The following is a 13,980-nucleotide window of genomic DNA, read 5'->3' as shown; positions in this document are numbered from 1 at the left end:
TACAAAGTATTTTTAATACAAAAGGCACAGTTATACCTTTAATTTTAAAGTTATAATGTGCCTTTTAATGTATTTTTATTTCATTTAAGCTATTTAACAACCTCAACAGCTAATTTTAATAATTCTCCATTGATTTTAACTTCATTATATTCTTTATCCTCATTGTAAAGAATTTCTACTGTAAGAGTTTCTTTCATTATAGTATCTTCATATTTTCTGATAACAGCCTCTAAGTTTTCATTTTCTGAAACATAAAGCTTAATTTTATCTGCTACTTCAAAACCACTATCTTTTCTCATGTTTTGAACTTTGCTTAAAATTTCTCTAACATGACCTTCTTCTCTTAACTCTTCAGTTATAGTAGTATCTAAAAGAACTCCTATTTCACCTTCACCAGCGAAAGCATATCCCTCTAAACCTTGCATAGTTACTAATAAATTCTCTTTATTAAGTTCTATTTCATTTCCCTCAATGTTAATTACTACATTTTCACCTGAATCAATTTTTTGAGCCAATTCCATTTGATTTTGTTCAGAAATAGCTTTTCTAATTTGTGGTATTAGCTTGCCATAGCTTCTACCAAGCACAGGAAGATTAGGCTTAATTTCAAATTTAACAAATTTAGATACATCTGCACCAAACTCTATTGCTTTAATATTAAGTTCGTCTTTTATAATATCTCCATAATACTCTGGAATAGCCTTTGTAGATAATAACATCGTAGAAAGTGGTTGTCTGTTCTTAATATTAGCACCATTTCTTGCTGCCCTACCTAATTTAACAACTTTATAAGCTAAATCCATTTCTTTTTCTAAGTCAACATTAATTAATTTTTCATTATATCCTGCCCACTTACATAAATGAATACTTTCTGGTTCATTCTTATCTAAAGTAACAACAAGATTTTGATAAATTTCTTCTGTCATAAATGGAACAAATGGTGCTGCAATCTTACATACATTTACAAGTACATTATATAATGTTACATAAGCACCTATCTTATCATTTGTTAATTCTTCTGACCAATATCTAGATCTATTTCTTCTTACATACCAGTTAGATAATTCATCAACAAATCCTTCTAAAGCTAAAGCTGCCTGAGTTATTCTGTAATTATCTAAATCCTCTTCTATAGTCTTACATAGTGAATTTAATTTAGAAATAATCCATTTATCCATTACATTTTCAGATACAAAATCTTTATACTCTAATGGATTAAATTTATCTATTTCAGCATATAAAACATAGAATGAATATACATTCCATAACGTTCCTAAGAATCTTCTACCAGTTTCCGCAACATCATCTTCTGAAAATCTAGTTGGTAACCATGGAGCACTAGCTGTATAGAAATGCCATCTAGCTGCATCAGCACCTTCATGCTCTAAAACATCAAATGGATCAACTACATTACCTTTATGTTTAGACATTTTAATTCCTTTTTTATCAAGCACGTGACCTAAAACTATGCAATTTTCAAATGGAGCCTTATTAAATAAAGTAGTTCCTATTGCTTGTAATGTATAGAACCAACCTCTTGTTTGGTCTACAGCTTCTGAAATAAACTGTGCTGGGAAGTTTTGCTCAAAAATTTCTTTATTTTCAAATGGATAGTGATGTTGAGCAAATGGCATTGACCCTGAATCAAACCAACAATCAATAACTTCTTTGGTTCTCTTCATTTCTTTTCCACAATGAGGACAGTTTAAATGTACCTCATCTATATATGGCTTATGAAGTTCGATACCTTCTTTTACATCAATACCTTTTTTCATAAGTTCTTCTCTACTACCTATGCATTCTTTATGGCCACATTCGCATTCCCAAATAGGAAGTGGAGTTCCCCAGTATCTATCTCTACTGATACCCCAGTCAATATTATTTTCTAAGAATTTACCCATTCTTCCGTTTTTAATATTATCTGGTAACCAATTAATGCCTTGGTTATTCTTTATAAGATTTTCTTTAACCTTAGTAGTTTTTACAAACCAACTATCTTTAGGATAGTATAAAAGTGGAGTATCACATCTCCAACAATGTGGGTATGAGTGAGTAAACTTTTCTGACTTATAAAGCATATTATTTTCTTTCATATACTCTAAAATCTTAGGATCCGCTTTCTTAACGAATAATCCTTTCCAAGGTTCTACTGAATCTACAAAACATCCACTTCTATCTACTAAGTTGATTAATGGTAAATCATTTTGTTTACATACAAGATTATCATCTTCACCATAAGCTGGTGCTGTATGAACTATTCCTGTACCATCAGTTAAAGTAACAAAATCACCATGGATTACAACAAAAGCTTTTTCTTTAGGAGTTTCAAACTTAAATAACTGTTCGTATTCCATTCCTAAAATTTCTTCACCTTTAAATTCTTTTAGAATAGTATACTCACCATCTAAAACCTTAGGTGCTAATTCCTTAGCTAATATATAAACTTCACCGTTATTTTCAACTTCTACATAATCATATTTTTTATTAATTGTAAGAGCTATGTTACTTGGTAATGTCCAAGGAGTTGTAGTCCAAGCTAAGAAATATTTATTTTCTTCACCTTTAACTTTAAACTTAACAAAAGCAGTAGCTTCCTTTACATCTTTGTATCCTTGTGCAACTTCGTGAGAAGATAAAGCTGTTCCACATCTTGGGCAATAAGGCATAATCTTATGTCCTTGGAATAATAATTCTTTATCCCACATTTGTTTTAATGCCCACCAAACTGACTCTATGTAGTTATCATGATATGTTACATATGGATTATCCATATCAACCCAATAACCTAATTTTTCAGACATTTCTTTCCAAAGACTAGTATATTTAAATACACTATCTTTACATTCCTTAACAAATTTTTCTACACCATACTCCTCAATTTGTTCCTTACCAGATATGCCAAGCATTTTCTCAACTTCAAGTTCAACTGGTAAACCATGAGTATCCCATCCAGCTTTTCTTAAAACCTTATATCCCTTCATAACCTTATATCTAGGAATTAAGTCTTTCATAACACGAGTTAAAACGTGACCTACATGTGGTTTTCCATTAGCTGTTGGAGGTCCATCATAAAAAGTAAAATATTCTCCATCTTCATTTAAATCGAAGTTCTTTTGTATTATATCCTTATCATTCCAAAACTTCGCAATTTCTTTTTCTCTAGCAACATTATTTTTTGAATTATCAATTTTATTATACATATCTTTACTCCTTTCATACCTATTAAAATTATACCCATACTATTTAAAAATAAAAAAACTTCGCCCTTAATAGGACGAAGCATATCTTCTTCGTTATACCACCTATGGTAGTTTAAAATATTTCAAGTACTTAAAATTTTAAATTTTGCATACCCTATTCTTTAACGCAGAATTACGTAAAAGCTTACTTATAATTTTCAGCCTTAAGCTCCTAGGTGATTTTCATCCATTCTCCACTATGGGTTTCCACCATTCCCCACTCTCTTAAAGTTTACAAATAAATTACTCTTCCTAATCAAAGCTTTTTTGTATCTATTATAATTATTTTTAATTATAATATACACATTTATTCTTGTCAAACATATATATTTATTAGAATAAATCTAAATTAACAATATAATTTATGGTACAGAAATATCCTACTCGTCTAAGAAATTTTGTAATCTTTCATAATATTGAGCATTTATTTTTTTCTATTGTATATATCATAAGATTGTTTTGTTATAAAATTACTATAATTTAAAAGCCCTTATATTAACAATTGTTTCCTTATAATTTGTATTTACCTAATAATTGTTATAATGCTTAAAATTAAGTATAATATTAATGTTATGTTTAATTTTATGTAGAAGATAATTAGTTATGTAAAATTTACATAATTACTTATAAATATTTATATAGGCTTTATAATTTTTTTACAATTTTCTTGTATACTAAATATATAAAATATTAAAATATATATTATGTGATTAAATTAAGGAGTGATTCTATTTGAATATAAAATGGTTAGGACATTCTAGTTTCTTGATTACTTCCAATAAGACTAATACAAAAATCTTAACAGATCCTTTTCCTAATACTATAGGATATAAAACATATAATGATTATGCAGATATAGTAACCATAAGTCATCATCATTTTGATCATAATTGCTTAGATAATATTAAAGGCGATTATGTAGTTATACATAAAGTTGGCGAACTTTTGGCTCACAATATAAAATTTACTTGTTTCCCTTCTTTTCATGATGAAGTTAAAGGTGCAAAACGAGGAAACAATAGCATTATAAAGTTTTGTATAGATGGAATTAATATTTGTCATTTAGGAGACTTAGGACATATGCTAAGTGATTCTCAAATAAAGGATTTAGGAGAAATAAATGTTTTACTTATACCAGTAGGTGGTAACTATACCATAGACAATATCCAAGCTTTTGAATTGTGTCAAAAAATAAATAGTAACATTGTAATTCCTATGCACTACAAAACACCTGATTTAAATTTTGAACTTGATGACTTGGAAAACTTTTTAATAAAAATGGGCAATTATGCAAACCTTAATACTAATGAACTAATCATAGATAATAGAGCTTCTATTTGTGAATTTAAAAATAAAGTTATAATTTTAGATTATTAATTATAATTCTATCTTTTTTAAAAAACACTTTACAAATTATATTAATTTATTTTAAGATTATATATATTTTATTAAAAACATAATGAAATTCGAATTTATAGTCTTTATTTGACAAAGGAGTGATTTATACAATGCGCAAACATGTACCTGTAATTAAAGGAACTCTTAGAAGCCATATGCTTGAAATGCCTACTGCCATAAGAGATGCTAGTGGTATATCAATTTTTGGTAAACGTTTAAAATCTTTTGTTTTTACAACGGATGTTGCTATAATAAAAAACACTAATGCTGATGCTATTATAGCCGTATATCCTTTCACTCCTCAACCTATAATCACAGAATCCCTAATCATGGCTGCTGACGTACCTATCTTCTGTGGTGTTGGCGGAGGAATCACTACCGGCAAAAGAGTAGTTAATTTAGCCCTTGATGCAGAATTTAAGGGTGCTTTAGGAGTAGTTGTTAATAACCCAACTCCAAATGAAGTTATACGTCAAATGAGAGAGATGATAGATATTCCTATTATTGTGACTGTGGTATCTGAATACGAAGATATAGCCGCAAGAATCGATGCTGGAGCTACTATTTTAAATGTTTCTGGTGCTAAACGTACTCCATACATAGTAAAAAAGATACGTGAGAAGTATCCTGAATTTCCTATTATAGCTACTGGTGGCCCTAATGAAAATTCAATAAGACAAACTATAGAGGCTGGTGCCAATGCCATTACTTATACTCCACCTGCTACAGCAGATATATTAAACGAAATAATGTTAAGTTATAGAGATAACTATGAAAGCTATTATGAAGATGATCTTAATAAATAAATATATTTTCATAATATATAAAAATACCTATTAGTTTTTTATAAACCAATAGGTATTTTTTATATTTTTAATAATCAATTTTAACTATTTTATTTAATTTCAAACTTTCTTTAACATCAATAATCCTCTGATTACTGGAACCTCTAAATTTCAATCTTGTATCTTTTAGTTCTTTAATAAAGGGTCCATCAACAAGCACATCTATATTATAAAGTAACTTTTCCCAAGAAGATTTTTCAATTAAATGCTGCTGTATATATTCGAAAGTATAGCCTGTATAACACCATATATTTAAATTAAGCTCTTTTAATTCTAAAGCAAATTCCGCAAAGTTTTCACTTTGTTCAAATGGGTCTCCCCCACTAAAAGTTATTCCAGTAATTATAGGATTTTCTTCTACATCTTTAACTAATTCTATAATATCGAATAATTCTCCTCCAGTAAAACTATGTGTATGCTTATTAAAACAGCCTTCACAATTATGCGTGCACCCTTGAGAAAAAAATACTCTTCTCATTCCTGGTCCATTAACCAAACTTTCATATATGATTCCAGAAAGTCTTATTATACCTTCTTGTTTTTTCATAATACTCATCACCTTAACTTACATAGTCAGTATAACCACTTTTATGACTTTCATGAGTTACTCTATCTTTTCTTTCATGGTATTTTCCTGGTCCAAATCTTTCATCTAAGCTTAAATATCCTGTTACCCTAGAAATTCCTTGTATATTTTTACCATTACATACTGGGCAAGACTCTTCTCCACTTTGAAGATATGTTCCACATTCTCTGCAATATCTTATATGAAAATTAATTCCTAAATAACTTATATTTGTTCTCTTATACGCATAGTCTAGTATACTTTTGATAGTTTCTCCTGTTGGACAATCATCTACCTCTAAATATGTTATATGTCCACCATTACATAAATTATGATATGGAGCTTCTATATCAATCTTTTCCTTAATAGATATTGGATGTCCAACTGGTACATGATAACTATTAGTATAATAATCCTTATCCGTAACTCCCTTAATTTTTCCGAATATCTTTTGATCTTGCAGTATAAATCTTCCACTTAATCCCTCAGCTGGAGTTGCATATGTACTCCAATTTAATGAAGTTTGTTTTATAAGCTTATCTGTATAATTTCTAATAAAAGTTATTATTTTTATTCCTAATTCTTTTGCTTCTTTAGTTTCTCCATGATGATGTCCTGTAAGGGCAATTAATGTTTCTGCAAGTCCTATAAATCCAATAGCCCATGAACCTTGTTTTAAAATTGGTTCTATAGAATCCTCTGGTCCTAAATCTTCACAACCTTTCATTAGTCCTTGTCCTGCAACAAATGGTAGGTCCTTAACTTTAAGTTTCTTTAATATCTCATACCTATGAAGTAGAGACTCTTTTGCTAATTCTAATCTATTCTCTAAAAGTTCAAAGAACTTATTCTCATTATTTTTCGCCATTAATCCTAATCTTGGAAGATTAATTGTTGTTGGTGCAATATTTCCTCTTCCTTTTGTACCAGGTTCACCATTGCAATTACTACATACATAAGTTCTGCAACCCATAGTAGCTGGCATTACACCTTGATCATAATATTTTTTATTAAAATCTGCATCTATATTCATAAATGTAGGATTCATTCTCTTACTAGCAACATCACAAGCAAGTTTATATAGATAGAAGTAAGGATCTCCCTCTTCTCTATTAACCCCTTCTTTTACCCTAAAAATAATATTAGGAAAAATAGGTTGTTCTCCCTTGCCTAATCCCTTTTCATATTCTAATAAAAACAATTCACAGACTAACGCTGCATCTTCTGAATGTGGTATTCCTAAATTAATAGAACTAAATGGAACCTGTGAACCTGCCCTTGAATGCATAGTATTTAAATTATATACAATTCCCTGCATTGCTTGACTTATAGTTTTTCTAAGTTTTTTATTTAATAACTCTTTAAGTTGTTCCCCTTGAATTCCATACTCTTCAAGTTCTTTTTTTATTTCTTGTCTAGTAGGATCTACAAATACTGCCATATCATTATCGAAATCTGGATGGGACTGTCCACCAAACATATCATTTTGGGTAGACTGTAAAAGAATACATGAAAGTTCAGCTGCTGACTCTATTCTCTTCGGTCTATTAATCGTTCCATAGCCAGTATTAAACCCTCTTTCCAAAATTTCTTTAGTCGGAATGTGTAGACAGTTAACTGTAAGATTATACGAATCTAAATCATGATAATATAAATCTCCGTTTTCATGCAATTTAGCCATTTTTTTAGGCATCATAGCTAAGTTATGCCACTTATTAGACTCGGAAGCTATTCTAAGAAGCTTAGAACTAAAATTATTTCCAACATTAGCGTTATCTCTATCTGTTTCTACCCCAATCTTATCAATTGCTTTCATAAGATCAGATTTTATTTCTCTTATTCTATTTCTTTCTCTTCTATAATTAGAGTATGCTACTCCTATTTCTCTATGTCCATTACTTAAAAGCATGTCTTCAACTTCATTTTGAATATCTTCAACACTTAATTCTTCTCTCTCTAAAGCTTCTAACTTCTTTAAAGCTCTCTCCTTCAGTTTATTTATTTCCTCTTCACCGATTATGTACCCAATTTCATCCGCTGCACCTTTGATTGCCTTAAAGACTTTGGAGGAATCAAATCGAACTCTTCGTCCATCACGCTTTACAACATATAGCATATTTTTTAGCCTCCTTATACAATATATTGTTTGCCATACTCGGATTATTATACTATTTTAATCTCTTATAATCAATTTTAATTTAATCTTTAAATCCTACACTACGTTTAATTTTAATAAATTTTCTCTTGTTTTATTCTGTTTTTATTCATGTAATGTATTTTATTATGGTAAATTATGCATACATAGGCATTTAGCCTACTTTCACTTTTTTTACCTAAAATTCAAAAAAATCTTTAAAAAATTTTTTAATTATTTTTTATTTTTTGTGTACGCATATTGATTTTAATTCCATATAATGATAGTATAATATAAACATATGAATATATGATCATATGTTTATATTATACTTATAAAGGAGATGACTTAATGAAAAAAAGTAATACCTCTAACTCAAATATAGATTTTTGTGAATGTAAAACTCTTCATCAAGATATAATAAATAAAGTTAATACTGAAATGTTAGATGAAGATACTCTACAAGATGTTTCAGATTTATTTAAAGTCTTTTCTGACTCTACAAGAATAAAAATAATTTTTGCACTATTTAAATCTGAAATGTGTGTTTGTGATATAGCAGCTTTACTTCAAATGAATCAGTCTGCTATTTCTCATCAATTAAGAGTTTTAAAACAATCCAGACTTGTTAAATACAGAAAAGAAGGAAAATCGGTTTATTATTCTCTTGATGATGATCACATAAAACAAATATTTCATATGGCCTTAGATCATATAAATGAAATTTAGTTAATTATGAGGTGATATAATGAATAAAGAAAATATTCTAATATTAAAAGGTTTGGATTGTCCAAACTGTGCAGCTAAAATTGAATCTAAAATAAAAAGTTTAGCCAATATCCAAGAATGTACTTTGAATTTTTCAACTTTAACACTTTCTTATATACTAAAGGATGAATCTATAAAAGAAGAAACGTATGCAGAAATTAAATCTATAATTCATAAATTAGAACCTGATGTAGAAATTATGTCAAAGAATAAACCATGTAGCTCTACTGCTACAGTAGAACTTATCTTAGAAGGACTTCATTGTGCCAATTGTGCTGCTAAGATTGAAAATAAGGTTAATGAACTTCCTAATGTTCATAAAGCTATTTTTAATTTTTCCACTTCAATTTTAACTCTTGAGATAAATAATAAGACTTCTAAAAATGATATTTTTACTGAAGTTAAAAACATTGTTAATAAAACTGAACCTGATGTAGTTGTAAAATTTAAGAAATCAAATAACTCATCAAATAAATCAAATACTGAACAAGAATCTCCATTATCTTTAATAAACAAAAAAGATTTTATTAGAATTGGTATTGGTACTATATTATTTTTAGTTGCTCTTATAGGTAAATTTACCTTTTATACAGAATTAACTCTTTTTATAATAAGTTATTTAAGTATAGGTGGAAAAGTCTTAATTAAAGCTTTAAAGAACTTTAAAACTGGGGAAATTTTTGATGAAAACTTTTTAATGGTTATAGCAACTTTAGGTGCTTTCGCTATTAAGGAATTTCCTGAAGCTGTGGCTGTTATGCTATTTTACGAAGTTGGCGAAACTTTCCAAAATATAGCCGTTAATCGTTCAAGAAAATCAATTGCTGACTTAATGGATATAAAACCTGATAAGGCTAACTTAAAAGTTGGTGACTCTATAGAAGAAGTATCTCCTGACGATGTTTCTATAAATGATATTATACTTGTTAAACCTTTTGAAAAAGTACCACTTGATGGTATAGTAATCGAAGGTGAATCCTCTGTTGATACTTCTGCCTTAACAGGAGAATCTTTACCAAGAAATATAAAAGTTAAAGATGAAGTGTTAAGTGGATTTATAAACCAAAATGGAATGCTTTATGTAAAGGTTACAAAATCATTTTCACAATCTACAGTTTCTAAAATTTTGGATTTAGTTCAAAATGCAGGCTCAAAAAAAGCCGAAGCTGAAAAATTTATTACTAAATTTGCAAAGGTATATACTCCTTTAGTAGTTATTTGCGCTATTGCACTTACATTTATACCTCCAATGTTTATAAAAGATTCAGTTCTATCAGACTGGGTTAGAAGATCTCTTATATTCCTTGTAGTCTCTTGTCCTTGTGCATTAGTAATTTCTATACCACTTGGTTTCTTTGGTGGAATCGGTGCTGCATCTAAAAAAGGTGTCTTAATAAAAGGAAGTAATTATTTAGAAGCTCTAAACTCTGTAGATACTATTGTATTTGACAAAACTGGTACACTAACTAAAGGTATTTTTGAAGTTACAGAATTAAATACTACAAATTCAGCTTCGGAAGAAGAATTATTAAGATATGCAGCAATTTGTGAAAGTTATTCCTCTCATCCTATAGCTAAGTCTATAATTTCTGCATATAACAAACCAATAGATAAAAACATGCTAAAAAATTATGAAGAAATAGCTGGACATGGCACAAAAGTAGATTTCGAGAAAAACACAATTTTAGTAGGAAACTCTAAATTAATGGATAAATTTGAAATTACTTTTAAAAAATGCGAAAGTACAGGAACTGTAGTATATATTGCAGTAAATAATCAATTTATAGGTAGTATTGTTATTTCTGACAAAATTAAACAAGATTCTGTAGAAGCTATTAATCAATTAAAATCTAGTGGAATAAATAATACAATTATGTTAACTGGTGATAATAAAATTACAGCTGAAAAAGTAGCAAAGGAATTAAAATTAGATACATTTTATGCGGAACTGTTACCACAAGAAAAGGTAAAAATATTTGAAGAAATTTTACAAGGTAAAAAAGGTAAATCTAAAGTGGCCTTTGTTGGAGATGGAATAAATGATGCACCTGTTTTGGCCAGAGCTGACATTGGTATAGCAATGGGTGGTCTTGGTTCTGATGCGGCAATAGAAGCCGCTGATATGGTTATAATGAATGATGAGCCTTCAAGAATATTTGATGCTCTTAAAATATCTAAATTCACCCGTAAAATTGTTACACAAAATATAATTTTAGCTCTTGGAATAAAACTTTTAGTTCTTATATTAGCAGCATTGGGTCTTGCTAATATGTGGGAAGCAGTTTTTGCAGATGTAGGTGTAGCTCTATTAGCTATACTAAATTCTATGAGAATTTTAAAACTAAAATAATTATATATACGTTGTAAATTATTACAATATAAACTATAATATACATGCAGTATTTAATAAGCACTTTTAAAATTAAATTTTTTGTGCTAGGGGTGTCAATTAGACTGAGAAATACCCTCGAACCTGATCTGGTTAATCCCAGCGTAGGAAAGCATAATATCTTATATGTATATTATATGAGTATTTCTTATACCTCCTGCACATTATTTTAAGGAGGTTTTTTATATGCCAAAAGAACTATTTTCCGTTCCAAACATATTATCTGTTTTAATTGTTCTAGTTCTTTTACTTTTATTTATTAGAATAAAAAAAGTAAAATTAACTACCTCTTCAATAGTAACTATTGGACTTACCATTGCTATAGCTACAGTGCTAGGTCAATTTAGATTATTTAAAATGCCCCAAGGTGGAAGTGTTACACCTGGTAGTTTAATTCCAATTCTTTTATTGTCTTTTATCTATGGACCTGAAATTGGAATGTTAGGAGGTTTTATTTTAGGTATACTAAATTTATTTTTAGGAGGATATGTTGTACATCCTATTCAATTATTATTAGACTATCCACTAGCCTTTATGATGATTGGTATAGGCGGATTTATTAAACCTAATTATAGTAAAGATACTCCCATACAATCTCATATAAAAATAAGCTTAGGTATATTAATAGCTATTTTAGGTAGATTATTATGTCATTTCTTATCCGGTATAATTTTCTTCTCTGAATACGCTAAGGGACAAAATCCATATATTTATTCATTAGTTTATAACATTTCATTTTTAAGCATAGAATTTATTATTTCCTGCATTATAATTAATCTATTACCAATTAAAAATTTAATTAGTAATTTTAATTCAGTAAATAAAAATAAAGCTAGAATTTAAATATAAAAGGGGCTGTCGCACTATTTTTTAGTGCGACAGCCCCTTTTATATTTAATCTAATTTACTATTTATTCATTGAATATTGAAGTTTAAAATTTTTAAGAAACATATTATAATCTTCTTCTTCATTTATAAATTTCTCTATAGTTCTTTTTTCCATATGCTCTACTAAATCTTTATTTATAGGCATTTCAGCAAGCAATGGTAGCCCCAATTCTTTAGCCCCTTCTTCCGCTGATTTATTAGAAAATACTTTAATTTTCTCACCACATTTACATTTAACATAACTCATATTTTCTACAACACCAAATACATTAATATCTAATTTCTTTGCCATTCTAATAACTTTAGTTACAATCATTGATACCATATCTTGAGGCGTTGAAACAACAATAACACCATTCAAAGGTAAACTTTGCATTACTGTTAATGCTACATCTCCTGTACCAGGTGGCATATCAATTAAAAGATAATCTAATTCACCCCAAACTGTGTCCGTAAACATTTGATTTAAAACTCCATTTATAACAGGGCCTCTCCAAATAACAGGATCTCCTTCATTCTCTGTAAGAAGATTTAAGGAATTAACCTTGATTCCTCCTTCAGTTTCTACTGGAATAAACTTAAAAGAATTTTCTTCTCCTGTTGCTTCAATAGAAGACCTTTTATTGTTAATACCAAAAAATCTTGGCATAGATGGTCCTGTAATATCTGCATCCAAAACCCCTACACTATATCCTTCATTTTTAAGCTTAGTAGCTAATATACCTGTAACTGTAGATTTACCAACTCCGCCTTTCCCACTGATTATCCCTATAACATTTTTAATTTTTCCAAATTTAGGCATTATAAAATTACAGCCTTTATTTTCACTTGCCTTTGAACAATTATCTTTATTTTTGCAACCTTCACAACTGCTCATTACATATCCCCTCCTAAGTTGTTTTATTAAAACCCTTGTGGTTTCTTTTCTTCAATTTTTATTGTCCAATTCTTATTTTCATAAGTAGACCATATATAATAGGATTTTTTCTTATTAGTTTTATTATCTATAAAACTAATAATTGATTTATATACTATACTTTTATATCCTTCAGTTTGTACATCAATTGTAAAATCAGATTTTAAGGTATCATCCTTTATCTTAACATTAGGATAGTCCTCAGCTAAGTCACTCTTAAATTCCTCAATGTCCAAGGATAGTAAAAATTTTTGTACATCAAAATCATCTTTTATACTGATAGCAAATTCTTTGTCTATTAACTTTGTATCCTTACTATCTTTAAAAAACCTTTTTATGCATTGTGAAATAGATTCATAATATACATCTTTAAACTTTCTTGGTTTTCTAATATTCTCAAAGTCACCTAATATATCATTATCTAATCTAGAAGAAACAACATATATATTCTTCCCATCTTCACTATATAAATTTCCCCCATCTTGTTTATCTAATCCTGCTATATAATAAAATTTGCGTACTTTTCCTCCACGTTCATGAACTTCAAATATATAATCTGGATCTAATTTAGATTTAACTTCCACTTTTTTCCCTGATGTCAAAATACTGTACGCTTCTTTTATAACCTCTTCATTGGTTACTACAAATCTAAACCCTTTATCTCTATTACTTTGAATTACTACTTCCTTAATCGTATCAGATTTCATAAATTCAAAATCCTTATTTTTAAGTCCTAACTTAACTTTTAAATTTTCTATTTTATTACATCCTATAAAACTAAAACTTATAATCAAAATCAAAAATAAGCTACATATTTTTTTATACACCTATGCTACCT

At 28.7% G+C, this 13,980-nt stretch carries 10 protein-coding genes, 1 riboswitch and 1 other annotated feature; of the genes, 5 read left to right on the top strand and 5 right to left on the bottom strand.

The features are described 5' to 3' along the window. Window positions 1-89: 89 nt before the first annotated feature. The gene (gene ileS / locus QOZ93_RS00195; RefSeq protein ID WP_307354667.1) at window positions 90-3,200 is read right to left on the bottom strand and encodes an isoleucine--tRNA ligase; all 3,111 of its coding nucleotides are present in this window, start codon (window positions 3,198-3,200) and stop codon (window positions 90-92) included. A 67-nt stretch (window positions 3,201-3,267) separates the two neighbouring features. Continuing rightward, window positions 3,268-3,508 (bottom strand) — a binding site (T-box leader). Window positions 3,509-3,971: 463 nt separating this feature from the next. Between ileS and QOZ93_RS00190 the strand changes: the two genes are divergently transcribed. Together QOZ93_RS00190 and QOZ93_RS00185 are read left to right on the top strand one after the other, a co-directional pair. Then, window positions 3,972-4,616, top strand: a complete 645-nt coding sequence (locus QOZ93_RS00190) for an MBL fold metallo-hydrolase (RefSeq protein ID WP_307354666.1) — start codon at window positions 3,972-3,974, stop codon at window positions 4,614-4,616. 131 nt (window positions 4,617-4,747) lie between these two features. Further along, entirely contained in the window at window positions 4,748-5,443 is a 696-nt protein-coding gene (locus QOZ93_RS00185; protein ID WP_307354665.1) for a beta/alpha barrel domain-containing protein, read from the top strand. Between the two features lie 67 nt (window positions 5,444-5,510). Here QOZ93_RS00185 and nrdG read toward each other — a convergent pair whose 3' ends face one another. Beyond that, entirely contained in the window at window positions 5,511-6,029 is a 519-nt protein-coding gene (gene nrdG / locus QOZ93_RS00180) for an anaerobic ribonucleoside-triphosphate reductase activating protein (RefSeq protein ID WP_307354664.1), read from the bottom strand. Window positions 6,030-6,042: 13 nt separating this feature from the next. Next, window positions 6,043-8,163, bottom strand: coding sequence for an anaerobic ribonucleoside-triphosphate reductase (gene nrdD / locus QOZ93_RS00175; protein WP_307354663.1), 2,121 nt, complete (start codon window positions 8,161-8,163; stop codon window positions 6,043-6,045). A gap of 369 nt (window positions 8,164-8,532) precedes the next feature. On the opposite strand from nrdD, the gene QOZ93_RS00170 reads away from it, so the two are divergent. The 3 genes from QOZ93_RS00170 to thiT all read left to right on the top strand — a co-directional run bounded on the left by QOZ93_RS00170 (window position 8,533) and on the right by thiT (window position 12,181). Further along, window positions 8,533-8,910 (top strand): ArsR/SmtB family transcription factor, encoded by a 378-nt coding sequence (locus QOZ93_RS00170; RefSeq protein ID WP_111943958.1) that lies wholly within the window; start codon window positions 8,533-8,535, stop codon window positions 8,908-8,910. Between the two features lie 19 nt (window positions 8,911-8,929). Beyond that, window positions 8,930-11,299, top strand: coding sequence for a heavy metal translocating P-type ATPase (locus QOZ93_RS00165; protein WP_307354662.1), 2,370 nt, complete (start codon window positions 8,930-8,932; stop codon window positions 11,297-11,299). Window positions 11,300-11,377: 78 nt separating this feature from the next. Next, window positions 11,378-11,466: riboswitch (TPP riboswitch) on the top strand. Window positions 11,467-11,524: 58 nt separating this feature from the next. Then, window positions 11,525-12,181: an energy-coupled thiamine transporter ThiT gene (thiT, locus tag QOZ93_RS00160; protein ID WP_307354661.1), complete on the top strand. Its 657-nt coding sequence runs from the start codon at window positions 11,525-11,527 to the stop codon at window positions 12,179-12,181. A 64-nt stretch (window positions 12,182-12,245) separates the two neighbouring features. Here thiT and QOZ93_RS00155 read toward each other — a convergent pair whose 3' ends face one another. After that, entirely contained in the window at window positions 12,246-13,103 is an 858-nt protein-coding gene (locus QOZ93_RS00155) for an Mrp/NBP35 family ATP-binding protein (protein WP_307354660.1), read from the bottom strand. Between the two features lie 26 nt (window positions 13,104-13,129). After that, window positions 13,130-13,969 (bottom strand): YhfM domain-containing protein, encoded by an 840-nt coding sequence (locus QOZ93_RS00150; RefSeq protein ID WP_307354659.1) that lies wholly within the window; start codon window positions 13,967-13,969, stop codon window positions 13,130-13,132. Window positions 13,970-13,980: the final 11 nt, after the last annotated feature.

This window comes from Hathewaya limosa (assembly GCF_030815255.1).
Classification (GTDB): Bacteria; Bacillota; Clostridia; order Clostridiales; family Clostridiaceae; genus Hathewaya; species Hathewaya limosa.
This window is presented reverse-complemented; position numbering and strand designations above follow the sequence as displayed.